23 protein-coding genes are annotated in these 23,629 nt (G+C 68.5%); 12 read left to right on the top strand and 11 right to left on the bottom strand.

The window, feature by feature from the left end; genetic code table 11:
* Positions 1-79: 79 nt before the first annotated feature.
* The 3 genes from G6N60_RS03035 (at position 80) to car (ending at position 4,582) form a co-directional block, all read left to right on the top strand.
* Positions 80-400 (top strand): hypothetical protein, encoded by a 321-nt coding sequence (locus G6N60_RS03035; RefSeq protein ID WP_163732375.1) that lies wholly within the window; start codon positions 80-82, stop codon positions 398-400.
* A gap of 70 nt (positions 401-470) precedes the next feature.
* Positions 471-662 carry a hypothetical protein gene (locus G6N60_RS03030; RefSeq protein ID WP_163732373.1) on the top strand — a complete coding sequence of 64 codons (192 nt, stop codon included), beginning with the start codon at positions 471-473 and terminating at the stop codon, positions 660-662.
* Between the two features lie 386 nt (positions 663-1,048).
* A complete protein-coding gene (gene car / locus G6N60_RS03025; protein ID WP_163732371.1) occupies positions 1,049-4,582 on the top strand; it encodes a carboxylic acid reductase in 3,534 nt (1,177 codons plus the stop codon).
* A gap of 60 nt (positions 4,583-4,642) precedes the next feature.
* On the opposite strand, the gene G6N60_RS03020 is transcribed toward car, so the two are convergent.
* The 3 genes from G6N60_RS03020 to G6N60_RS03010 form a co-directional block, all read right to left on the bottom strand.
* Positions 4,643-4,981, bottom strand: coding sequence for a hemophore-related protein (locus G6N60_RS03020; RefSeq protein WP_163732368.1), 339 nt, complete (start codon positions 4,979-4,981; stop codon positions 4,643-4,645).
* A gap of 446 nt (positions 4,982-5,427) precedes the next feature.
* Positions 5,428-5,676: a hypothetical protein gene (locus G6N60_RS03015; protein ID WP_179969630.1), complete on the bottom strand. Its 249-nt coding sequence runs from the start codon at positions 5,674-5,676 to the stop codon at positions 5,428-5,430.
* Between the two features lie 95 nt (positions 5,677-5,771).
* Positions 5,772-9,254 (bottom strand): indolepyruvate ferredoxin oxidoreductase family protein, encoded by a 3,483-nt coding sequence (locus tag G6N60_RS03010; RefSeq protein ID WP_163732364.1) that lies wholly within the window; start codon positions 9,252-9,254, stop codon positions 5,772-5,774.
* Between the two features lie 147 nt (positions 9,255-9,401).
* Here G6N60_RS03010 and G6N60_RS03005 point away from each other — a divergent pair, with 147 nt between their 5' ends.
* A complete protein-coding gene (locus tag G6N60_RS03005) occupies positions 9,402-9,875 on the top strand; it encodes an Lrp/AsnC family transcriptional regulator (RefSeq protein WP_163732361.1) in 474 nt (157 codons plus the stop codon).
* Between the two features lie 4 nt (positions 9,876-9,879).
* Here G6N60_RS03005 and G6N60_RS03000 read toward each other — a convergent pair whose 3' ends face one another.
* The gene (locus G6N60_RS03000; protein ID WP_246240252.1) at positions 9,880-10,233 is read right to left on the bottom strand and encodes an SRPBCC family protein; all 354 of its coding nucleotides are present in this window, start codon (positions 10,231-10,233) and stop codon (positions 9,880-9,882) included.
* A 104-nt stretch (positions 10,234-10,337) separates the two neighbouring features.
* Between G6N60_RS03000 and G6N60_RS02995 the strand changes: the two genes are divergently transcribed.
* The 3 genes from G6N60_RS02995 (at position 10,338) to G6N60_RS02990 (ending at position 12,535) form a co-directional block, all read left to right on the top strand.
* The gene (locus G6N60_RS02995; RefSeq protein ID WP_163732358.1) at positions 10,338-11,699 is read left to right on the top strand and encodes an NAD(P)/FAD-dependent oxidoreductase; all 1,362 of its coding nucleotides are present in this window, start codon (positions 10,338-10,340) and stop codon (positions 11,697-11,699) included.
* A 112-nt stretch (positions 11,700-11,811) separates the two neighbouring features.
* A complete protein-coding gene (locus tag G6N60_RS28830; RefSeq protein ID WP_263992106.1) occupies positions 11,812-11,943 on the top strand; it encodes a hypothetical protein in 132 nt (43 codons plus the stop codon).
* A 13-nt stretch (positions 11,944-11,956) separates the two neighbouring features.
* The gene (locus tag G6N60_RS02990) at positions 11,957-12,535 is read left to right on the top strand and encodes a hemerythrin domain-containing protein (protein WP_163732355.1); all 579 of its coding nucleotides are present in this window, start codon (positions 11,957-11,959) and stop codon (positions 12,533-12,535) included.
* A gap of 1 nt (position 12,536) precedes the next feature.
* Here G6N60_RS02990 and G6N60_RS02985 read toward each other — a convergent pair whose 3' ends face one another.
* Complete coding sequence (locus G6N60_RS02985; protein WP_179969754.1) at positions 12,537-13,400, bottom strand: LysR family transcriptional regulator ArgP; 864 nt, start codon at positions 13,398-13,400, stop codon at positions 12,537-12,539.
* Positions 13,401-13,482: 82 nt separating this feature from the next.
* Positions 13,483-13,905 carry a nitrogen regulation protein NR(II) gene (locus G6N60_RS02980; protein WP_163732349.1) on the bottom strand — a complete coding sequence of 141 codons (423 nt, stop codon included), beginning with the start codon at positions 13,903-13,905 and terminating at the stop codon, positions 13,483-13,485.
* A 273-nt stretch (positions 13,906-14,178) separates the two neighbouring features.
* Here G6N60_RS02980 and G6N60_RS02975 point away from each other — a divergent pair, with 273 nt between their 5' ends.
* Both G6N60_RS02975 and G6N60_RS02970 read left to right on the top strand, forming a co-directional pair.
* Positions 14,179-14,673, top strand: a complete 495-nt coding sequence (locus G6N60_RS02975) for a MarR family winged helix-turn-helix transcriptional regulator (protein ID WP_163732347.1) — start codon at positions 14,179-14,181, stop codon at positions 14,671-14,673.
* Between the two features lie 111 nt (positions 14,674-14,784).
* A complete protein-coding gene (locus G6N60_RS02970) occupies positions 14,785-15,033 on the top strand; it encodes a hypothetical protein (protein ID WP_246240249.1) in 249 nt (82 codons plus the stop codon).
* Between the two features lie 58 nt (positions 15,034-15,091).
* Here the strand turns inward: G6N60_RS02970 and G6N60_RS02965 are convergent, their stop codons facing one another.
* On the bottom strand, positions 15,092-16,747 hold the full coding sequence (locus G6N60_RS02965; RefSeq protein ID WP_163732343.1) for a PucR family transcriptional regulator: 1,656 nt from the start codon (positions 16,745-16,747) through the stop codon (positions 15,092-15,094).
* Between the two features lie 312 nt (positions 16,748-17,059).
* Between G6N60_RS02965 and G6N60_RS02960 the strand changes: the two genes are divergently transcribed.
* Complete coding sequence (locus tag G6N60_RS02960) at positions 17,060-17,497, top strand: STAS domain-containing protein (RefSeq protein ID WP_407665219.1); 438 nt, start codon at positions 17,060-17,062, stop codon at positions 17,495-17,497.
* On the opposite strand, the gene G6N60_RS02955 is transcribed toward G6N60_RS02960, so the two are convergent.
* Positions 17,440-18,402, bottom strand: coding sequence for an AraC family transcriptional regulator (locus G6N60_RS02955; RefSeq protein ID WP_163732337.1), 963 nt, complete (start codon positions 18,400-18,402; stop codon positions 17,440-17,442). The genes G6N60_RS02960 and G6N60_RS02955 overlap by 58 nt on opposite strands.
* Before the next feature lie 541 nt (positions 18,403-18,943).
* On the opposite strand from G6N60_RS02955, the gene G6N60_RS02950 reads away from it, so the two are divergent.
* A complete protein-coding gene (locus G6N60_RS02950; RefSeq protein WP_163732333.1) occupies positions 18,944-19,612 on the top strand; it encodes a GAF and ANTAR domain-containing protein in 669 nt (222 codons plus the stop codon).
* A gap of 141 nt (positions 19,613-19,753) precedes the next feature.
* Here the strand turns inward: G6N60_RS02950 and G6N60_RS02945 are convergent, their stop codons facing one another.
* The 3 genes from G6N60_RS02945 to G6N60_RS02935 are packed head-to-tail and all read right to left on the bottom strand — an operon-like array spanning position 19,754 to position 22,111.
* Positions 19,754-20,326 carry a hypothetical protein gene (locus tag G6N60_RS02945; RefSeq protein ID WP_170312541.1) on the bottom strand — a complete coding sequence of 191 codons (573 nt, stop codon included), beginning with the start codon at positions 20,324-20,326 and terminating at the stop codon, positions 19,754-19,756.
* Positions 20,327-20,347: 21 nt separating this feature from the next.
* The gene (locus G6N60_RS02940; protein ID WP_163732328.1) at positions 20,348-21,496 is read right to left on the bottom strand and encodes a zinc-dependent alcohol dehydrogenase; all 1,149 of its coding nucleotides are present in this window, start codon (positions 21,494-21,496) and stop codon (positions 20,348-20,350) included.
* A 48-nt stretch (positions 21,497-21,544) separates the two neighbouring features.
* Complete coding sequence (locus tag G6N60_RS02935; RefSeq protein WP_163732325.1) at positions 21,545-22,111, bottom strand: type 1 glutamine amidotransferase domain-containing protein; 567 nt, start codon at positions 22,109-22,111, stop codon at positions 21,545-21,547.
* A 366-nt stretch (positions 22,112-22,477) separates the two neighbouring features.
* On the opposite strand from G6N60_RS02935, the gene G6N60_RS02930 reads away from it, so the two are divergent.
* The gene (locus G6N60_RS02930; protein WP_163732322.1) at positions 22,478-23,617 is read left to right on the top strand and encodes a glutathione-independent formaldehyde dehydrogenase; all 1,140 of its coding nucleotides are present in this window, start codon (positions 22,478-22,480) and stop codon (positions 23,615-23,617) included.
* Positions 23,618-23,629: the final 12 nt, after the last annotated feature.

Raw genomic sequence — 23,629 nt, 5'->3', positions numbered from 1 at the left:
CTGCGCCAGGGTTTTAAACGATCTTGAATAGATCGCCGAACCCGCCTCGCATACGTCGCGTTGATGGCACGCTCGACGCATGGCCTTCAAACTGACCTACACCGACGGGCAATCGAGCGACTACGACGACGACACGGCCTACGCGGTCGAGCACGGCGTCCTCAAGATGGGACGCGAGGACGGCAAGTGGACGGTGCTGGTCTCCCCCAGCCACTGGGCGGTCGTCGAACTGATTCCGTCGACGTCCAACAAGGGTGACTCCTCTGACGACGCCGAGGACGCCGAGTCGAAGGACGACGAGAAGTCCGAGTCCAAGGGTAGCGACGCCAAGGCCGACTCAAAGGACGACGACTCCAAGGACAGCGACTCCAAGGACAGCGAGAAGTCGGACGACGACTGAGCCGCGCTGACAGCCGGCGGCAAGGTAATCCGCAGGCGGACGCGGCGGTCGCCGTGCCACCATCGCGAGCATGACGACCGCCCTCGCGGTGCTCCCGCACGGCGGGCCCGCCATCGCCATCTTCGTCGGCGGGCTGCTGGCCGCGGTCATCGCTGCGATCGTGGCCATGGAAACCGATCGGCGTGCGGTCGTGTGGGCGATCGGTGCATTCCTCGGCGTCGTGGTGGTGCTGAGCGTCGTGGTGGACCTGCTGACGGCCTGACGCCGTCGTGAGATCAGTCACGCCCTAGGGACGGACACCGGTCGTGCGGATTCGGCCCACCCCGCCGCCCTGGCTCGCCGCGACTGTGCTCGACGGCATGCCAGCTACCACTGAGGAAGCAGCAGCGGCTGGTCATGCCCGGTCCGGGCGTAGGTGTCCCCAGGTGTCCCCGGTTGCTGAAAATCATTGGCGAGCATCGCCTCCCGTGTCCAATCGTGGGCGGGATCACAGAAACGCTGCTAGCCGGTGACGGCCGCCACACCGTCGCGACGGCGCACAGCAACCGTCCAGGAATATTTAGTTTTGCTAACGTACTTTCTCCTATGTGGCCCCACGTGGCCCGCTATCCACGATTGAGAAACACGCACTTGTCAGGAGAAAGATCCATGTCAGACCCAGCCAACGCCCGCGAGGCTCGGCTTCAACGTCGGTTCGCCGAAATGACCTCTGGTTCGAGTTCCAGTGACCCGCAATTGGTTGCCGCTGCACCCGACCCATCGATCACCGCCGCGCTCGCCGCGCCCGGCCTGCTGCTCACCGACGTCATCAAGACCGTGATGACCGGCTACGCCGATCGTCCCGCCCTCGGTCAGCGGGCGGTCGAGTTCGTCACCGACGACTCGGGCCGCACCGTCGCCCAGTTGCAGCCCCGTTTCGACACCCTCAGCTACCGCGAGACCTGGGCGCGGGTGCGCGCCCTCGCCGACGCCCTGGCGGCCAACCCCGTCCAACCGGGCGACCGCGTCGCGACCCTCGGATTCACCAGCGCCGACTACGCCGTCGTCGACATGGCGCTCTCGCTGACCGGTGCGGTCGCGGTACCGCTGCAGACCAGCGCGCCGGTCGCGCAACTGCATCCCATCCTGGTCGAGACCGAGCCCGTCGCCATCCTGACCAGCGTCGACCACCTCGACGACGCCGTCGAGCTCGCGCTGACCGCGTTCGCTCCCCAGCGCTTCGTGGTGTTCGACTACCACCCGCAGGTCGACGATCAGCGCGAGGCCGTGGCGGCCGCGACCGCCCGCCTCGCCGAGCTTGGCATCACGATCGAATCCCTCGACGACGTCATCGCCGAGGGCGCCCAGCACTCCGACGTCGCGACGACGAGCGGTGGCGACGAGGACGCGCTGCGGCTGCTGATCTACACCTCGGGCAGCACCGGCACGCCCAAGGGCGCGATGTACACCGATCGGTTGATGGCCAACTGCTGGCGCGGCTGGTTCGGCCCCGACTGGGACACCGAGGGCAAGATGCCCGCGATCACCCTGAGCTTCATGCCCGTCAGCCACGTCATGGGGCGGGTCATCCTGTACGCGACGTTGGGCGCGGGTGGCACGGCGTACTTCGCCGCCAAGAGCGACCTCTCGACCCTGCTCGACGATCTCGCGCTGGTGCGCCCGACGAAGCTCGACCTGGTCCCCCGCATCTGGGAGATGCTGTTCCAGGAGGTGCAGAGCGAGGTCGACCGCCGCACCACCGCCGAAGGCGCCCACCGCGCCGAGGTCGAGCTCGAGGTGATGGCCGACCTGCGCGTAAATCTCATTGGCGGACGCCAGTTCTCGGCGATGACCGGATCTGCGCCGATCTCACCGGAGCTGCGCTCGTGGGTCGAGGAGTTCATCGACATCCACCTCATCAACGGCTATGGGTCCACCGAGGACGGCGTGATCCTGGTCGACGACCAGATCCGGCGGCCACCGGTCACCGACTACAAGCTCGTCGACGTGCCCGACCTCGGGTACTTCGGCACCGACCGCCCGCATCCGCGCGGCGAGCTGTGGGTCAAGACGGCGGACGTCATCCCCGGGTACTACAAGCGTCCCGACGTGACGGCCGAACTGTTCGACGCCGACGGCTGGTACCACACCGGTGACGTCTTCGCCGAGATCGGGCCCGACCACCTCACCTACGTGGACCGCCGCAACAACGTCCTCAAGCTCTCGCAGGGCGAGTTCGTCACCGTCTCCAAGCTCGAGGCGGCCTATGGCGGCCACCCGTCGATCCGCCAGATCTTCGTGTACGGCAACAGCGCTCGCTCCTACCTGCTGGCCGTGATCGTGCCGACCGACGACGCACTCGCCGGGGTCGGCGGCGACCTGTCCGCGGTCAAGCCGGTTCTCGCCGAGGCGCTGCAGAGCGTCGCCCGCGAATCGGGGTTGCAGTCCTATGAGATCCCGCGCGACTTCCTGGTGGAGACCACGCCCTTCACGCTGGAGAACGGTCTGCTGACCGGCATCCGCAAGCTGGCGCGGCCGAAGCTGAAGGACTACTACGGCCCCGAGCTCGAGCAGCTGTACGTCGATCTGGCCGACGGCCAGGCGGACGTGCTGCGGTCGCTGCGCCAGGACGGCGCCAACCGCCCCGTCCTGGAGACCGTCGGCAAGGCGGCGAGCGCACTGCTCGGCGCGGCGTCGGCGGACGTCTCCCCGGACGCCGCCTTCACCGATCTCGGTGGAGACTCGTTGTCCGCGTTGACCTTTGCCAATCTGCTGCACGAAATCTTCGAGGTCGACGTCCCCGTCGGCGTCATCGTCAGCCCGGCCAGCGACCTCGCCTCGATCGCGGCGTACGTCGAGGCCGAGCGCGCGGGCGGAAGCAAGCGCCCGACGTACGACGCCGTGCACGGCCGCGACGCCACCGAGGTGCACGCGCGGGACCTGACGCTGGAGAAGTTCATCGACGAGGCCACCCTGTCCGCCGCGCCGGCGCTGCCGGGCCCGGCCGGCGAGGTGCGCACCGTCCTCCTCACCGGCGCCACCGGATTCCTGGGTCGCTACCTGGCCCTGGAATGGCTGGAACGGATGGATCTGGTCGACGGGAAGGTGATCTGCCTGGTTCGCGCCAAGTCCGACGAGGACGCGCGGCGCAGGCTGGACGCCACCTTCGACAGCGGAGACCCGAAGCTGCTCGAGCACTACCGCTCCCTGGCCGATCACCTCGAGGTGATCGCCGGAGACAAGGGCGAGGCGGATCTGGGTCTGGATCAGGCCACCTGGCAGCGGCTCGCCGACACCGTCGACCTCATCGTCGACCCGGCCGCCCTGGTCAACCACGTGCTGCCCTACAGCCAGCTGTTCGGCCCCAACGCCGTGGGCACCGCGGAGCTGATCCGCATCGCGCTGACCACCCGCATCAAGCCGTTCGTGTACGTCTCGACGATCGGCGTGGGCGACGGCATCACGCCGGGCACGTTCGTCGAAGAGACCGACATCCGGCAGATGAGCGCGACCCGCGAGATCAGCGACGCCTACGCCAACGGCTACGGCAACAGCAAGTGGGCCGGTGAGGTGCTCCTGCGGGAGGCCCACGACCTGTGCGGGCTGCCGGTCTCGGTGTTCCGCTGCGACATGATCATGGCCGACACGTCCTACGCGGGACAGCTGAACGTGCCCGACATGTTCACCCGCATGATGCTGAGCCTGGTCGCCACCGGTGTGGCACCCGCGTCGTTCTACCCACTGGACGCCGACGGAAGTCGCCAGCGGGCCCACTTCGACGGTCTGCCCGTCGAATTCATCGCCGAGGCCATCTCCACGCTCGGGGTGAACGTCACGGAGGGGTTCGACACGTTCCACGTGATGAACCCGTATGACGACGGCATCAGCATGGACACGTTCGTCGACTGGCTCGACGAGGCGGGATACCGGATCACCCGGGTGCCCGACTACGCCGACTGGCTGGCGCGCTTCGACACGACGCTGCGGGCGCTGCCCGAGAAGCAGCGTCAGGCCTCGTTGCTGCCGCTGCTGCACAACTACCAGTCGCCGCAGCCCCCGATCAACGGGTCACTCGCACCGGCCGACCACTTCCGGGCGGCGGTTCAAGAGGCCAAGATCGGGCCCGACAAGGACATCCCGCATCTCTCGGCCCCGGTGATCGTCAAGTACGTCACCGACCTGAAGTTGCTCGGACTGCTCTGATCGACAGACGAAACTGCCCACCTCCGCCGCGGCGGGGGTGGGCAGTTTCGCAACCGGGTGTCAGTAGTTGTTGCAGGTGCTGGCAACCGAGTTGATCAGGCCGTTGTACTGCGCCGCCTGCGGGAAGGAGCGGACGAAGTCCACCTTCTGCTGGCGCTCCGGCGAGCCGGGAGGCGCAGCGATGAGCCCCTGCAGGAAGCCGTTGGCGGCGGGGTCGCCGGCCAGCGCGGCCCCGGCAGCCGGGTCCTTCGCATTGAGGGCAGCCATCACCTGCGGGTAGGTGCACGTCGAATTCACGATCGCCGCGTCACCGGGAGCAGCAGAGGCAATCCCGCTTCCCGCCACCAACGCGATGGCCGCACCACCCAGGCCAAGAGCCAATTTCTTCGTCAACGCCATTTCGTCCACCTTCCGTCACGTGAGCACGACGGCATCATCGCAGTGTCGTCATCAGCTTAACCGTTCCCCGGGCCGCCGGCGTTACACCATCGCTGCCAGCGAAAACCCCTATTTGGCCGCGTCATCACGTTAGTTAGCTAAGCTGACGATTCGATGTGGTGCCATTGGGAGTCGTCTCGACGAGGGCGAAATGGCGGGGCCGTCGACGGTCCGCAGCGGGTCGACGCGGGAGCTCCGTCACCCCGTCCGGAGCCGTCGCTGACCAGCATCTCCGAGGGTCGAGGGCCCTGTCCTCGCCAGCCACGACACCGCGATCGGCAATGCCGGGGGTGGGCTCGCACGGACGCCGGACACCGCATTCCGGCACCACTTCGGCGCAATTCAGCAAACGTCAGGCCAGGGCGGATCGGCACCTGCGCGCCGAAATGTGCGATACGTCACACACGTTATTCGGCGACCAATTGATGACTATCCACGAAGACCAGGTTGTCGTCGTCGAGCATGACCGCCCACCGCCGGGCCGGACCGGCAATGACATTGCTGCCGATCTCCACCGGAATTCCGACGCCGTCGCCGAAGTCGTCGACGACGACGCCGTGAGCTTCCCTTTCGGTGCTGGGATAGACGCACACGCGTGCAGTCACCGCGACGCCGTCGGGCGCCGATTCACCGCCAGAATCCGCCTTGTCGCTCATGACCATTTCCCGTCCGCTATTCGTTCACCCGGAATACACACAGTTTCGGGGCTGGCGGGCGAGATGGCAGCGCTTCGGACATATTGACCGGGCCGTCATTCGTCGAGCAATGCGCTCACATCGGTGAACGAGGAATCGAAACCCCATTCGCGCAAACGATCGACATAGGTCCTCACCGCCGTCAGCTTGACGTCCTCGTACCCCCGGACGACGTCGCTGAGGGAGGCCACCTCGACCGCCCGGTCATACGTCGCCACCGTGAGGTCGGCGGCCAGCCGGGTGACCACGTCGACGTACCCCGCGAGCAGACTGCGCTCGATCCTGCGCAGGCGCGCCCGGCCGAAGGGGTCCAGTGGCGTGCCGCGCAACCGTTTGCCCCTGGCGAGCAGCCTGAGCGCGACGTGGCTGCGCGGTCCGAAGCCGATCTTCTCGCGGCGGCCCAGCGCCCGCAGCGTCGGCGGATGCAACCGGTAGGTGAGGTTCGTGCCGCCCGGCAGCTGAGCGGCGACGTGCTCGACGAACCGCGGATCGGTGAGCAGCCGCGCCACCTCGTATTCGTCCTTGTACGCGGTGAACTTGTAGAGCCCCCGCGCGACGGCCTCGCTCAAGTCCGTGCGATCGGTGACCGCGCGTTCGGCCGCCCAGACCCCCTCCATCAGCGTGACGTAGCGGCGGGCGACCTTCTCGTTCTGGTAGCCGATGAGGTCACCGGCCCGGCGCGCGACGAGATCACCGATCTGCCCGGACAGGGTCGTCCCCGCCATCACGCGGTCCGGGTCGGCGGCAGGCGCGGCGTGCTGCACGGGGGTGACCGCCTCGCCGAAGCGCACCGGGTCGGCGACGGCGACCCGACCCCACCGGAACGCGGCGACGTTGGCCTCGACGGCGACGCCGTTGATGGCGATGGCCTCCTCGATGCTCTCCGCCGGAAGTCGAAGGGCGCCCGTCTGATGGGCGGCGCCGACCAGCAGCAGGTTCGCCGGCGCCGTGTCGCCGAACAGCGCCTCGGCGGCCGCGAGCGCGTCGAAGGAGTGCACGGCGTGCACCGCCTGCCCGAGCCGGTGCAAAAGGTAGGCGGTGTCGGGATAGGCGACCGACGGGTCGTAGACCATCGCGCCGGTCGGGGTCTTGCTGGTCGACGCGACGCAGATCGTGCGCTCCGGGTCGCCGTAGCCGAGGTTCTTGACGTCGGTCGCGGCGAGCAGGTCGAAGGCCACCAGGCAGTCCGCACTGGCCGGGGTGAGCCGGTTGGCCGGGGCCAGGCCACCCGCGGCGAAGCGTAGGTGCGAGACCACCGGGCCGGCCTTCTGGCTCAACCCGATCTGGTCCAGGCTCTCCACGTCGTACCCGGCGCGCAGCGCGGCGGTGGCGAGCACCTGGGTCACCGTCACGATTCCGGTGCCGCCGATGCCGGCGAAGAACACGTTGTGCGTCGACGTCACCGGCTCGGTCTCGACGTCGGGCACCGGGGGTGCCGGCGGCACGGGTCGGCGCTTCGCCCGTCCCGGTGCGACCTCGACGGTCACGAACGACGGGCAATCGCCCTGCAGGCAGCTGTAGTCGGTGTTGCAGGAGCTCTGGTCGATCCGCGTCTTGCGGCCATAGTCGGTGTCGACCGGCTGCACGGACAGGCAGTTGGACTTGACGCCGCAGTCGCCGCAGCCCTCGCACACCGCCTCGTTGATGAGGACCCGGGTGGTGCGCGCGGGCAGTGTCCCGCGCTTGCGCTGGCGTCGGGCGTCGGCCGCGCAGTGCTGGTCGTAGATGAGGACCGTGACGCCCCGGACCTCGCGCAACTGCCGCTGCGCCTCGTCGAGACGATCGCGATGCCAGACCACCGTGTTCGCTGCCATGGCCCGCTTGTCGTGTCGCTGCGGTTCGTCGGCGCACACGATGATGCGGCGAACGCCTTCGGCCGCCAGCTTGTGGGTGAGCGCCGCGACGCCGAGGGCACCCTCGGCGTCCTGGGCGCCCGTCATCGCGACGACCTCGTTGTACAGGAGCTTGTAGGTGATGTTCACCCCCGCCGCGACGCATGCCTGCACGGCGAGCTGCCCCGAGTGGAAGAACGTGCCGTCGCCGATGTTCTGGAACAGGTGGTCGACGTCGGTGAACGGCGCCTGCCCGATCCACTGGCTGCCCTCACCGCCCATCTGGGTGAGCCCGAGCACGGCGCTGTCGGTGCGCCCGGACATCGTCACCATGGTGTGGCACCCGATCCCGCCGCCGGCCAGCGAGCCCTCGGGGACCGCGGTCGAGCGGTTGTGCGGGCAGCCGGAGCAGAAGTACGGACTCCGTTCGGCGGCAAGGACTTCCAGCGATAGCGGTGGTGGGGCGGCCCTCGTCAGCTCGAGACGGTCCCGGAGCACGCGGCGCAGCGGCCCGAGCAGACGCCCGGCGGTGAGCTCGCCGCCCGCAGGGATCAGCGGTCGGCCCGCCGCGTCCCGCTTGCCGATGATGCGCGGCGCATCCGCCGAGCCATAGAGGATGTCGCGCACCTGGGCCTCGACGAAGGCCGTCTTGTCCTCGACGACGAGGATCTCGGCGAGGCCCGCGGCGAACGACGTGACGGCATCGCGACCCAGCGGGGTGGGCATGCCGATGCGCAGCAGGCGTACACCCGCACGGTGCAGCGCGACGTCGTCGGCACCCAGGTCGAGCAGCGCCTGGCGCATCGCGTCGAACGCCGTGCCGGTGGCCGCGATGCCGAGCGTCGCTCCGGGTGGGTCGAGTTCGACGACGTCGAGCCGGTTGACGGCGCCATAGGCGCGCACGACTTCGGCCCGCGGTCCGTACAGGTCGGCCTCGGCGTCCAGGCTCGTCGCCGGCGCCGCCATCGGACGCTGACGGTAGACGAAAGGCGTTCCCTCCCAAACGATTTCGGGTACGACGATGTCGACTTCGGCCACGTCGTCGTCGACCGACCAGGCACCGTCGGCCACGTCGGCGACGATCTTGAGCGCCACCACGCACCCCGAGGCCCTCGACAGCGCCACGCCGTGCATGGCCATCGAGACGACCTCGCGCGCGTTGCGCGGGAACAGCACCGGTATCCCCAGCGCCGCCAGCGACCGTTCGCTGACGGCGGGCACCGTCGAGGACTTGGACGCCGGGTCGTCGCCGACGAACAGGAGCATGCCACCGCGGGGGTTGACCCCGTACACGTTCGCGTGCCGGAGGGCGTCCGTGGCGCGGTCGAGCCCGGGCCCCTTGCCGTACCACACGCCGATCACGCCGTCCTGACGCGCGCCGCCGTCCAGGAATGCGGCCTGGCTCCCCCACACCGAGGTGGCCGCCAACTCCTCGTTCAGCCCGGGTACGAACGTGATGTCGTTGGCCTGCAACACATCTGGCATGCCCGCGAGCATCCGGTCGACGCCGCCGAGCGGGCTGCCCTGGTACCCCGAGACGAACGTGGCCACGCGACGTCCGGCGCGCGCGTCGCGCTCGTGCTGTTCGACGAGCGCGCGGGCGATGGCCTGCACGCCGGTGAGCACCACCGGGCCCGAGCCGGATCGGTAGCGGTCGCCGAGCTCGTAGGGCTGCCGGTCGGGCCTGCGGACGTCGAGATCGGTCACCGCCCTCACCTCGCTCACCTGGTCGAGCCGATCTGGTCGATCTGCTGACTTCAGGGAACCACCGCAACGCACGATGAGCAAGCAAGGCGACGTTCATTGAGCATGTTGCCCTGTTTCAGAAACCAGTGACGTGCGACACTGGGCGACATGACGAAGCTCGACCGCACCGACGCCCGGATGTTGCTCGCGATGTGTGACGCGCCGCGCGCGACGGGCGTCCAACTCGCCGCCACGCTCGGGCTGGCGCGAAACACCGTGCAGGCCCGGCTCGCCCGGTGGGACCAGGAGAAGGTGCTCGCGCCGATCGACCGCTGCGTGGCACCACGGGATCTCGGCTATCCCCTGAAGGCCTTCATCACGGCGGTGGTCGACCAGCATCGCCTCGACGACGTGATCGCGGCGCTGGCGACCATCGCTCAGGTCACCCAGGTGACCGGGTTGTCGGGTGCGGCCGACCTGCTGATCGGGGTCGTCGCCACGGACGCCGACGACCTCTACCGCGTCGCCGGCCTGGTGCTCGCGGTGCCCGGCGTCGAACGCACGACGATGTCGGTGGCGATGCACGAGGTGGTCGCCTACCGCACCCGACCCCTGCTGGAGGAACGGGCGCGCAAGCCCTAGCGCGTCACGCCGTCGCGGCGAGCTCCTCGATCTTGGGCAGCGCCACCGCGCACACGGCCGCGTAGGGCCCCGCCCACACCGGTACCCCGAACGTCACGCGGCACCCCGCTGCCTCCGCGGTCACCGAGTGCCGCGTCGCGGGAACGCCCGCGACCTTCCACGCCCAGGCATGGCCGTCGTCGAACTCGGTGACCTCGAACGGCAATGCCACCCCGAGGGGCGCCCACACCCTGCCCCGCGACCCCAGCCGCAGCGGCCCGGGCCCGTCGAACTCGGCGCGCTGAACGGTCGGCCCCCAGCGGGGCCACAGGTCCAGGTCGGTCAGCACGTGCCACGCCGATGCGGGGGAGGCGGGCATGGACCGCGCCACCGTGAGCATTCGATGCCTGCCGTGCCATCCGAGGAGCATGGCGTTGCCATCCCCGCCCCGGGCACCCAGTAAACGCGATTAACCTCGGGACGATGAGCAACGGTCGCAAACAGGTGGTGGTCATCGGGGGTGGATTCGGCGGGCTGTTCTGCGCGCGCCGCCTTGGGGGGGCCGACGTCGACGTCATCCTGCTCGACCGCGCGGCGAGCCACGTCTTCCAGCCGCTGCTCTACCAGTGCGCCACGGGGACTCTCAGCATCGGACAGATCAGTCGCTCGCTGCGCGAGGAGCTGGCCCGCCACCGCAACGTCACGACCCTGCTCGGGGAGGCCGTCGACCTCGATCCGGTCGCCCGGCGCGTGACGGCCCGTCGTCCCGACGACACCACCTTCACCCTCGACTACGACGCCCTGGTGCTCGCCGCGGGCATGCGTCAGTCCTACTTCGGCCACGAGGAATTCGCGAAGTGGGCGCCGGGCATGAAGACCCTCGACGACGCGCTCAGCATCCGGCGGCGCCTCTTCGCGGCGTTCGAGATCGCCGAGACGCTGGCCCCCGGCCCCGAGCGCGACGCGTGGCTGACCTTCGCCGTCACCGGCGGCGGACCGACCGGGGTGGAGCTGGCCGGGCAGATTCGCGAGATGGCCACCAACGCGCTGGCGCACGAATTCCACAGCATCCAGCCCGAGGAAGCCAGGGTGCTGCTCTTCGACGGCGGCCACAGCGTGCTGTCGAGCTTCGCCCCCGCGCTGTCGGCCAAGGCCGCCACCACGCTGCAGCGGCTCGGCGTCGAACTGCACCTGGGCGCCCACGTGACCGACGTGCGCGCCCACGGAATCACCGTCAGCCCCAAGGGCGGTGGACCGAGCGAGGAGTACGCGACGCGCACCGTGCTGTGGACTGCCGGGGTGGAGGCCGTGCCGTTCGCGCGCCGCGTCGCCGAGGTGCTCGGCGCCAGCACGGACCATTCGGGCCGCATCGCCGTCGACGCCGACCTCTCGGTGCCGGGCCATCCCGAGGTGTTCGTCATCGGCGACCTCGTCGGCCGCGACAACCTGCCGGGTGTCGCCGAGAACGCCATGCAGGGCGGCCTGCACGCGGCGTCGTGCATACGTCGCGACCTGGCCGGCCGCGAGCGCGCGGACTATCACTACCGCGACCTCGGTTCGGCCGCATACATCAGCCGCCGGCACGCCCTGCTGCAGGCGGGCCCGGTCAAGCTGGCGGGGTTCCTGGGTTGGCTCGCTTGGGGTCTCATCCACATCACGTTCCTCACCGGCGTGCAGAACCGGATCAGCACGGTGGCCACCTGGCTGGCGGCGATCGCGCGGGCACGGCGCACGGACCGTTCGTTCATGCTCGGCGGCTCGGCCACCGAGGAGCAGCCCTACACCTGGTCGGCCTGCGGCCCGTTCGAACTGCCGGCCCGAGAATCCCGATCCGTCGCGGATTGACCAGCCCCGGCACCGGGTAACTACCGCTGCATGGGCGGCAGGAGACCGCCACCGGTGGAAGGGGCAGGCCATGAACGTCGTCGAGCGAGGCACGGCACGATGCCCACGGTGCATGGCCCTGACGGACTACTGCTTCCACGAGACGCCGGGCGGCATCCTGCGCTACGAGGTGTCCTGCCAGCCGTGCGGGAACGTGTACGTCGAGCTGTCCGGGCCCAGCGCGCCGGCCGCGGTCGCCGCGTAGGCGCGGCTCCTCCATGGCCGACATCACCGCACTGATCCTCAAGGACCACAACTGGTTTCGCGAGCAGTTCGCTCAACTGGACTACCTGCAGGCGCGCGCCTCGGTCGAACCGTCGGAGCTCGAACGGGTGTGGCGGCCGCTGGCCGACAAGCTCGACGTGCACGCCTACATCGAGGAAGAGATCTTCTACCCGCAGCTGCTCAAACGCGGCGTCGACGACCCCGAGGCGGAGACGCTCGACGCGATCGGCGACCACAACGACATCCGTGACGGCGTCCGCGATGCCGACGCCGCCGACATCGGTTCCGACGAGTGGTGGGCCGCGGTGGGCCGGGCCCGCGAGGCCAACGACGAGCACATGGGCGAAGAGGAGCGCGAAGGCTTGTCCGACTTCCGTCGCCACGCACCGACCGAACTCCTCGAGTCGCTGGGCACGCAGTACGGCGAGTTCATGGCCGCCCACCCCACCACCGAGGGCCTGACGATCGCCGACCGCGATCCGCAGCGCTACGTCGACGAGGCCGAGACCACCCCGACGCCGCAGCCCCCGCAGGACGGCTCGCTGCGGATCGGCAGCCTCAAGGGCGAGTGACTCAGGTCGTCGCCGCGGCGCGCACCGCTGCCGTGACGGCGTCGACCACCGGGCTGTCGAGCTTCCAGCACTGCCAGTAGAGCGGTACCGACAGGTGCACGTCGGCGATCCGGACGAACGAGCCGTCGGCCAGGTCCGGTGCCGCCGAGCGCTCCGGGAACATGCCCCACCCCAGGCCGGCCCGCACCGCGGCGCCGAACCCCTCCGACGTCGGCACGTAGTGCACGGGCCGGGCGATGGTCCGCCGAAACAGCTTGCGCACCAACATGTCCTGCAGTGCGTCCTCGCGATTCCACGCCAGTGAGGGCGCCGCCGCGGCGGCGGCGGCCGTGAAACCGTCGGCCAGATACCGCTCGACGAATGCGGGTGCCGCCACCGCGACGTAGCGCATCACGCCGAGCGGTTGGGCCCGGCAACCCGACACCGCAGTGCGCTCCGTGGTCACCGCGGCCATCACCGCACCCTCGCGTAGCAGGCGGGCAGAGTGGTCCTGATCCTCGATGCGGATGTCGAACAGGACGTCGGGAAGCCGGGCGAGCACCGCGGTGAACCAGGTCGCCATCGAGTCGGCGTTGACCGCGATGGCGACCCGGGTGCGCTGGGCCGACCCGCCCCCCGACTCCGCGAGCGCCTCGGACTCCAGCAGGGCCGTCTGGGCGGCCAGCCGCAGCAGCGGTACACCCGCAGGGGTTGTGCGACAGGGCTTTTCGCGGACGACGAGGACCTGACCGACCCGCTGCTCGAGGGCCTTGATCCGTTGGCTCACTGCCGATGGCGTCACATGCAGCCGCTCGGCGGCGGCTTCGAAGCTGCCGTCCTCGATGACCGCCGCCAGGGCCGCGAGCTGGTCCGCGCCCAGGCGAATCGGCTCGCGGCGGGTGTTCGCCGAGCTCACCCGAGTAGCGTACGGGCGCGCCGAGGCGAACTCGGTCACCGCGGCTGCACCATTAGCCCGAGTGCGCGTATTCGGTCTCCCACAGCCAGTCGGTGACGTCGACGATTCCGATCAGGAGCAGGGTGTCGCCCTTCCGCAGCAGCATCGGCGACGAGACCATTCCGCGGATGACGTAGCCCTCCAGGTGATTCCACTGCACGACGGCCGAGGCCGAGCGTCGCAGCGTTTCCACGCAGTCGGCGGGGGCCCGGCCCTCCGACCCGGCCAGCAGATGCGGCAGCCGGGATCGGCTCAACGTCGCCGTGTCTCCGTAGCCCAGCATGCCGGCACACGACGGGTTGGCGTAGGCGATGCCGCCGTCGAGTTCCACTCCCAGCATGGGTGTGGGAAGCCGGTCGAGGAGCGCGAGCGCGGGCAACTGCCGAAGGTAGCCCTCGGCGCTGGTGGGTGGTGGCAGGTGCCGTCGTTCGTGCACGAGTGACCCTCTCGGCGACGTGGCAAAGCGCCGCCCGGGGTCTGGAGCGGCGCGTGTGACTGGAACGAGACGAGTCTCCCATCGCAGTGGCGTCGCCGCGCGGGTCCCAGCGAAGTCGGACGACTTGGCCATTATCCGTCAGACCTGGCCTATCATCCGGCCGCTCGAGGACCGGCCGCGGCGCGGAGCGCGGAGCGATCCCTGCGCCCGGGCGACGCACATCGACGTCACGACGATCTTCTCGCTTCGATGTCGAAGCAGTATGCTTGACCTGTGACGTCACCGCTCAACCCGGCGCAACTGCGCGCATACTTCGCCCTGACTGAAGCGGCCAACTTGCTTCAGTTCGCCGTGCAGCAGCAACTGCGGGCCGACGGCGATCTGAGCTACGTACAGTTCGACATCCTCGCCACGCTCGCCGACGCCACGCGGCCGCTCACGATGACCGACCTGGCCGACGGGGTGGTCTACAGCCGCAGCGGCCTCACCCACCAGGCCGCACTGCTGGAGAAGGCCGCACTCATCGTCCGCCGGCCCAGCCCAGCCGACCATCGCGCGACGGTCGTCGACATCACCGACGCGGGTCGCGCCCGACTCGCCGAGGTCCTGCCCGGTCACGTCGACGTCGTCCGCGAAATGCTCTACGAGCCCCTGTCGGATCAGGACGTCGACACCTTCGACGACATCACGGGCCGCATCCGAGATCACATGCGCGCGAAGCCACCTCGCTCGGCGGTCTCGCGCCGGCCCGAGACGGACGAGGGGTAGGTCACCTCGCAGAAGCGTTTGCCCACCCGTGCCAGGGGTACGTGAACACAGCCGTCGAGGCCATGCCGCGCGACGCGTGCACGACGACCACCCGACGACGGAAGGACCGCAATGTCACTGTTCGAAGACGCCAAGGAGAAGGCGCAAGACCTCGTCGACAAGGTGACCGACGAACACGCCGCCCGCGAGGAGAAGGCCGAGTCCGACATCACGCCGGACCCCCATGTCGCCGGCGCACGGGACAACACCGGCGACGAGGACGGCAGCTACGTCGGGCGCACCAACCCGCAGTACGACGCCGAGACCATGGAGAGTGGCGCCGAGGCGCGCAGTGAGGCCGCGCGCGAATCGGGCGACTGACGTTGCAGACCAAGACGCACGTCGCCGGTCGGCTCATCGCCGAAAGGGCAACGCTCGCTCAGGGTTCCGGGGTGAGGAACCGCCACGCCCGGGTGGCGGCGTGCAGGTTGAACCGGGTGTCGACGTCCCGCAGGTCGAAACCCGTCAGGTCCGCGATGCGACCGAGCCGATACCGCAACGTGCTGCGGTGCACGTGGAGCGCGGCGGCGGACTCGTCGTAGTTCCCGCCGCATTCCAGGTAGTAGTTCAGGGTGTGCACCAGGTCGGACCTCTTCGCGACGTCGTAGTCGAGGAGCACCCCTAGCCACTTGCGGACGTAGTCATGGGCCACGCCCATGGTGTGCGCCGCGTCCACCAGGTGATAGAAACCCAACTCGTCGTAGTCGGCGTGCCCCTCGGGGTGGGCCGAGTTGAGCCGGATGCTCAACGCGCGGCGAGCCTTCGAGAAGGATTGCGGGATGTCCATCGGCACGTCGCAGCGCGGCCCCAGGCCGATGGCGTGCGACCCGTGCCCCAGCTGCCGACAGACCTCCTGGTGCAGTGCGTCCAGTGACGGTCGCCCCTCGAGGAGGAGAACGACGAGCCCGTCCTGCCGCCCCAGCAGATACCGCAATCGCAGGTTGGTCGCGGCCCGATCGATGGCGGCGGCGTCGGAGTTGCCGGCACCCCGGATCACGTGGACGACCGCGACGTGGTGCGGTCGGCGCAGGTCGTGACCCAGCGCTTCGGCACGGGCATAGGCTCCGTCCGCATCGGTGCCGGCCAAGAGGTCGTCGACCAGCTCGCGACGCACGTTGAGTTCGGTTTCGGCAAGAGTGCGCCGGTGGGAGAGTTCGAGTCCGAGCACGCTGCTGCCGTACCGGAGGGCGAACAACTCCTCCTCCCCGATCTCGTCGTCGGCGCCGACGAGCGCGAGCACGCCGAGGATGTCGACGTGCGGCTGGATCAGCACACAGACCCGGCCCTCCCGCCGCACCGGTCCCCCCTGGGTGGACAACAGGCGCAGGAACTGATCGCGCTGCGCGCGACCGGGCTTCTGGTGACGAAGGGGACGTCCGGGACCGGCCCAGGCGAGGAGGTTGCCGAACGCGTCCTCCAGGCACGCGGCACATCCGGTCAGCCGATGCAGGGCCTCGACGATGCCCTCCTGTCCCGCACCCTCCGCCAACGCCGAGTCCAGCAGCTCGTAGACGCGCGAGCGCGATTCGAGGGATTGCACGGCATCGATCAGTTCACGATTGGACGCCTCCAGCCGATGGGCGCGTACGACGTCACGCTGGTGCAGGTGAGCGCACGCCAGCGCGGCACCGGCCTGCTGCGCGAGCAGGTCCAACGTCAACAGCTCGTCGCGCGATGGTTCGGCGGCGGCCCTGACCGCCAGACAACCGTGCACCACACCCTGATGGGACAGCTGCAGAACCCACCCCCAACCGCCCTGCGGCGGAACGTAACCGCCCTGCCAGTCGGCCGCGCGCAGGACCGTCTCCAGCTCCGGCGCAACGTCTTGCTCGGCGGGGTACAGCGCCATGTCGCCGTCGACCGAGCGATAGGCCGCTTCGACGCGGCACGTGCTGAGGGCGCCCACGCCGTGGGTCGCGGTCGAGAAGATCTCGGTCGGGTCCAACGACGAGAAGCTGATGCGGGCCAGCTCGACCAGGTTTCCCGTGGCGTCGCCCGCGCCAGAATCGTCGGCGATCGTCGAATCGGCGTTCATGTCGTGTGCGAGCCCGCTCCACCGCGGTGCCTGGGCAGCTTCCCTTGGTCGTGCAGGGTTGCCGAGCAAGGAATGAGGCGGCCTAGCGCACCTCCTTCCGGGGGGCGGTGAACAAGAGGCCGACGGCAGAGTTCTGGACCGCCCAACCACCCGTTCGGAGAGAGCGGTACCCACTTTCGCGCAATCGAAACCTGGGTACGCGCCGCCCGGTCGAGCCGGCGCTGTCGCCTCCGCGCGTCGGTAATCGGACATTGCCGGGACGCTGCGTGGATAGGAAGCGCACAATCGTCCTGCTTGACTTGCCTTCGTAGCGTGTGGACGTCGTGGCGGTCAGGGGGCGAGTTGGACGGTGAACGAGACGGATTCACCTGCTCGGTGCACCGGCTTCGCAGTGGGGTGAGCGTGGTCCGAGCATCCGGCCACCTCGGCGGTGACACGTCCTCGGACCTTCATCGCGTGCTCAGCGACGAACTGGGACGGTCTCCGATGCAGCTGGTGGTCGAGCTATCGGACGTGACGTCCACCGACGGCGCTGCCGTGCACGCGTTGAGCGCCGCGTCCGCGATCGCCGGCGAGTCCGACATCGCGCTGAGCCTCATCGCGCCGTCGGCCGGTCCGGTCGTGGAATCCCTGGCTGCTGCGGACGTGATCGAGCGGTTCGAGATCTTCTCCGTCATCGACGAGACCGTCGATCACCGGTCCCTGTCGGAACTGCGCAACGTCTGCGACGGGGACTCCCCGAACGCCTGACGATATTGCTGGGCGAACCGCCCAAGATGGACGAAGCCCCACCGGCTGGCCGCCGCGGTGACGGCGACCGAGGTGCCCGCCCGTGACGCATCGACGAGTTCGCCGCGGACGCGGTGCAGCCGCAAGTGCCGCAGATACGCCATGGGCGGCGACTCTCCCGACTTGGCGAACGCCTTTTGCAGTGCCCTCGAACTCACGCCGAGCTCCCGCGCGAGCCGCGGCGTCGTCCAGGCTGACTCTGGATAGCTGCGCATCAAGTCGATGGCACTCTTGACGACCGCGTGGGACGCGGACGGCCCCCCGTCGTGGAGTTCGTCGGTGTAGTTGTGCGGCTGGGTGAGCAGCAGGCCCTCGATGAGCAGCTGCTGCAGATTGGCGACCGCGAGGTGGTGTCGGAGCATCCCGTCGGCCCGTCCGGCTTCCTGACACATGACCCTCACCAGGCTCAGCCAGTTCACCGCGGCGGGAGCCGTGAGGTCCAGTTGCCGGGGAAACTCGATCGGCGCGCGAAGCGGCCGGTTCAGCAAGCTCTCCAACTCGTGGAGCGTGGCGCCTTCGTCGAACTTGATGCCGAGCAGCACGCAATCCTGCGAGCACGTCGTCTCACTGATCGTTCCGGCGGTGAACACGGTCGCCGCCCCCGGCGCGATGACGGTGCCGGCGTGCCGATCGCTCCACGTGATGGTGGCGTGACCCGACAGTGCGATGGCGATGTGGTGCCCCACGACGTCCATGGCCCGAATGACCGCCTCGCCACCCATCTCGAGGTATCCGACACCGAGCAGCGGCAACGGCTCTGCCTTCACCCGGATGCGCAGGGTCTCGCCACCGCCGGGGGTGATGTCGAGGGGGAAGAACACTGGCCGCAGCACCGCGGCCGCTTCGTCGGCGTCCGAGGTGTCCATCAACGGCGCCCATTCGGAGGACCCGGTCCCGCTCCGATGATCAACGGGCACTTGATCTTCCACGTTCACCGTGTTCCGTGCCCTCTCTTCACGGTGCCGGCCGACTGCTTCGCAGTGAGCGGTGCAGCCACCCACTGCCCTCTCCACGGTGTCGGCCAACCCAGCGGGCTGCTGGCAGCGATGGCTCTACGCACCCATTGTCGACCCATCCCCGGCTGGTGGGCGACGCGGCGCGGCGCGATGTCAGCGACACGTCATGGTTGGCGACTGGACGACATCCCGCTGCGGGTGTAGGCGCTCATGACACCGGGAGGCCCATAGCGTCGGCCAATTATTGATCTGCCGGGTCCACGATGGGTTCGCATTCCGTTGGCATAGTCAACACGCAGTCTTATTCAGCTACGAGTACATCGCGGGGTAGCACATGGATACAGCGAAGGTCGCAGCAGACCACACCACGAACGGCGGGCGGTTCCGCCGTCCACTGCCCGACGAACGCCGCGGGGGGCAGGCGACAGCGGGTCGATCGTCGATCGCGGACGTGATCACGAGATTGGCGAGCGGGAGGGCGATCGCCGACGTCCTCGCCAACCTCACCGCCGCGTCCGTGGAGTTGGTTCAGGGCGCGGACTGCGCCAAGATCTCGGTGATCGCCAACGGGGTGCTCTGTTCGACGGCCGCGACGTCGGAGATCGCGGCATCACTCGACGCCGCGCAGCAGCTCGCTCAGCGCGGTCCGTGCCTGGAGGCGATCAGCACCCGGCGGGTGATCAGGTGCGACGACCTGCGGACCGACCTGCGCTGGCCCCAGTTCGCCCCACGGGCGAGGACCGCCGGGGTGCACAGCGTCATGTCCTGCCCCATCGACACCCCCGGGACCGATGGCGCGACACTGAGCCTCTTCGGGTTCCGGGCCGGAGCCTTCGGGTCGGAATCGGAGGCGGTCGGCGCCGTACTCGCCAGTCACGCCTCGATGATGTTCCTCAATCAGCGCCAGGAACGTCAGTTCAAGGCCGCCCTGGCCACGCGGGACGTCATCGGTCAAGCGAAGGGCATGATCATGGAGCGGTTCGGAGTCGACGCCGACGACGCCTTCTCGATGCTGAAAACCCTCTCGCAGGAGATGAATTCGCCGGTTCGCGTCCTGGCCGCGCGGTTCGTCAACTCGGCGCGACGCGGCCAGGACAGCACGGCGCGACCCCCGCGATGATCGTCGTCGGTCGCCCGAGCGTCAGCCGCATCCAGCGTCCCCCTAGACCACCGGGCGAACTGCCGCCCAGGATCGCCAAAACCCCGCCCGGATCGAATCCCGTTGTGGGAGTTCGTGTTCGGGCGGGGTTGCGACAGGACTCTACGTCCTGCGCCTGAGCAGTCTGACCACGACGTAGACGGGCAGAATCCACGGCGCGGCGACGATGAAGGGGTCCAGCCACACGTGTTTCACGTCCGACCGCTTCCTGGCGAATCGCGATCGTAGGCCATCATGGGTGAACTCCGCCTTGATCCCGGTCTCGGTGAACGGGTTGTCCGGGTGCCTGGTCAGCAGCGAGCGGAGATGATTCTCGGCGGCGTCGACGCGGTCGGCATAGAGCAGGATCATCCAGTGCGCGGCGCGGCCCTCGCTGAACCTGTACGCCACTCTTCGCAGGGCACCCGAGAGACCTCCGAGCGGTTGCGCGGTGCCGAACACGGGGGTGAGGAAGCGATGTTCGACCGAGCGCTCACGTGGTGACTTCTCGGGCTGACGCTCCGGGAAGTCCCAATGGGCGCCCGTGTCAAGGAATTTGAGCTTGGGGACCGACGGCCGGTCCTTCTTGTCCAGGTCGGCGCCCCAGCCCGGTATGCGGCTCCGCAGTTCGTCGCCGTCGGGCACCGCTGGATGGTCCTGCGTGTACGCGGGCACGTGTTCTGACGTGTGGGTCATGTGGTTTCTCCTTCGGAGCGTTCAGTTCTGGCCGACGAGGACGACCGGCTTGATGACATCGTCGAGCTTGGAGGAAAAGATGTGGTAGCCCTCGGCGATGTGCTCGAGCGGGATGCGGTGCGTCACGATGTCGTTCGGCTTGAGATAGCCGTTCTCGATGTGCGACCACAGCCGCGGCCACTGCCGCTTGACCGGACACTGATTGGTGTGGATGGTGAGGCCCTTGTTCATGGCGTCGCCGAACTTCACCGCGCTGAACATGGGGCCGTACGCCCCGATCACCGAGATGGTCCCGCCCTTGCGGACCGAGTCGATCGCCCAGTTCAAGGCAACCGGAGATCCGCCCTGCAGTTTCAACTTGGCTGCGGTCACGTGTTGCAGGAGGTTGCCGTCCGCTTCGGCACCCACCGCGTCGATCGCGACGTCGGCGCCGAGGAAGTCGGTGGCCTTCTTCATCTCGACCACGATGTCGTCGTATTCGCCGAAGTCGTAGGTCTCCGCGTGGGCGAAGGTGCGCGCCATCGCCAACCGGTACTCCAGGTGGTCCACGACGATGACGCGGGAAGCGCCCATCAGCCACGAACACTTCGCGGCGTACAGACCGACCGGGCCTGCGCCGAAGACGATGACCGTGTCACCCTCGACGATGTCCCCGAGTTGCGCGCCGAAGTACCCCGTCGCCAGCGCGTCGGTGCACAGCAAGGCGTCTTCGTCCTCCATCCAGTCGGGGATCACGGACGGACCGACGTCGGCGAAGGGCACCCGGACGAACTCGGCTTGGCCACCGTCGTAACCACCGCACGTATGGGAGTAGCCGTAGATTCCGCCCACGGCGGTGGCGTTGGGATTGACGTTGTGGCAGTTCGAGTAGAGGCCCCGCGCGCAGAAGTAGCACGATCCGCAATAGACGTTGAACGGCACCATGACTCGGTCACCCGGAGACAGGTTCTGCACGGAGGAGCCCACCGCCTCGACCTCCCCGATGAACTCGTGGCCGAAGGTGTGGCCGACCCGGGTATCGGGCATCAGCCCGTGATAGAGGTGCAGATCAGAACCGCAGATCGCGGCCAACTTCACCCGGACGATCGCATCGTTGGGATGTTCGATCGCTGGAACGTCCTTCTCGTCGATGCGGACCTTGTAGGGCCCGCGGTAGGTCATGGCCTTCATGCTTCTCCTAAGAACCGGTGATTTCTGGGCAGCTGTCCTGGGTCGTCGTCAGCCTCGGGCTGCGCCCGCCGGGGAATGCGCGAAGGCCTCGACGATGGCCGTGCAGAACGCGGGTAGGTCCTTGGGAGACCGACTGGAGATGAGGTTCCCGTCGATGACGACCTCCTCGTCGACGACGGTGGCACCCGCGTTGCGGAGGTCGGTGCGCACGCTGGGGTACGACGTCAGCGTCCTGCCCGTGGCGACGCCGGCCTCCACGAGGGTCCACGGGCCGTGGCAGATCGTCGCCACCGGCTTGCCCGAGCCCACGAAGGCCCGCACGAAGGAGACGGCGGTGCCGTCGATGCGCAGCTTGTCGGGATTGACGGTCCCACCGGGGAGCAACAGTGCGTCGTAGTCGTCGACCGACGCGTCGCCCACCACCTTGTCGACGGTGAACGTGCCCGCCGCCTCGAGGTCGTCGTTGCGCGCCTGAATCTCACCGGTCTGTAGGGACAACAGTTCGGTCTGACCGCCGGCGTCCTGCACGGCCCGGCGGGGTGTCTCCAACTCGACGCGTTCGACGCCGTCGGCAGCCAGGATCGCGATCCTCTTGCCCTGCAACGTGTTCGCCATGTTCGTAGTCCTTCCTCACGGACGCGGAGCGCAGGCTCGTCCGTCGATTGCGCTGTCATGGGTGACGCCTGCCTTCCCAAGGCTCGACGTTGGCGCCATCGATTTCCTGGTCACGTTGGCATCAAGGTGCGGTCGGAATTTGGTCCCGGCGTAGCAGGGCCGCCAACCATCCTGCGGCGCTCGCGCATTCGGGCGACCGCGAACCCAGGTCAGCATGCGAATCCCGTTCGCCGCTCGTACTGGCGGGACGAACTTCGCCGCAGATATTCGACTCGTCGGCCCGGTCCCCCGGCTCCCCCGGAGGTCGCACACTACGAGGGCGCAAGCACCCTTCGAGAACACCCCGAACAGTGAGGACGATTCCACATGAAGGCACTCGTATACGACGGACCGCGTGACGTCGTCGTCAAAGACGTCCCGGATGCCAAGATCGAGCATCCGACCGACGTGCTGGTGAAGATCACCACCACCAACATCTGCGGATCGGACCTGCACATGTATGAGGGCCGCACGGACCTGGAGCCGGGCATGGTGCTCGGCCACGAGAATCTGGGCATCGTCGCCGAGGTGGGCAGCGCGGTCGTCAAGGTGTCACCCGGAGACCGGGTCTGCGTGCCCTTCAACATCGGTTGCGGATTCTGCCGCAACTGCGAAGAGGGCCTGACGGCGTTCTGTCTGACGGCGCACCCCGACCCGAAGATGGCCGGCGCCGCCTACGGGTTCGCCGGCATGGGGCCCTTCTGGGGCGGCCAGGCCGAATACTTGCGAGTTCCGTTCGGAGACTTCAACTGTCTGCGTCTCCCGGAGGACGCGCAGGACAAGGAAGCGGACTACGTGATGCTCTCGGACATCTTCCCCACCGGATGGCACTGCACCCGCCTGGCCGACATGCAACCCGGTGACTCACTCGTCGTCTACGGCGCCGGCCCCGTGGGTCTGATGGCCGCGTACTCCGCGATGCTTCAGGGCGCCAGCAAGGTGATGATCGTCGATCGTCACCCCGACCGTCTGAGCCTCGCCGAGGAGATCGGCGCGATCCCGATCGACGACTCCAAGGGCGATCCCGTGGAGCAGGTGCTCGAACAGACCCGCGGACTGGGGGCCGACAAGGGCTGCGAATGCGTCGGCTATCAAGCCCACGACCCGCAGGGACACGAGGACTCGGCGATGACCATGAATCGACTCGTCGACTCGGTGCGATTCACCGGCCACATCGGAGTGGTCGGCATCTTCCTGCCGCAGGACCCCAACGCCCCGGACAAGCTGGAGAAGGAAGGGAAGATCGCCTTCGACATGGGCAAGTTCTGGTTCAAGGGCCAGAAGATCGGCACCGGGCAGGCGAACGTCAAGCACTACAACCGCCAGCTCCGCGACCTGATCCACGAGGGCCGCGCGAAGCCGTCGTGGATCGTCTCCCACGAACTTCCGCTCGACGAGGCGCCCTCGGGCTATCAGCACTTCGACGCCCGCGACGTCGGCTGGACCAAGGTCGTCCTCCACCCCTGACGCGGACGTCGG

It is taken from the genome of Mycolicibacterium madagascariense, assembly GCF_010729665.1.
Taxonomy (GTDB): domain Bacteria; phylum Actinomycetota; class Actinomycetes; order Mycobacteriales; family Mycobacteriaceae; genus Mycobacterium; species Mycobacterium madagascariense.
The sequence above is the reverse complement of the archived record's forward strand: the minus strand, read 5'-3'. Positions and strand labels throughout refer to the sequence as shown.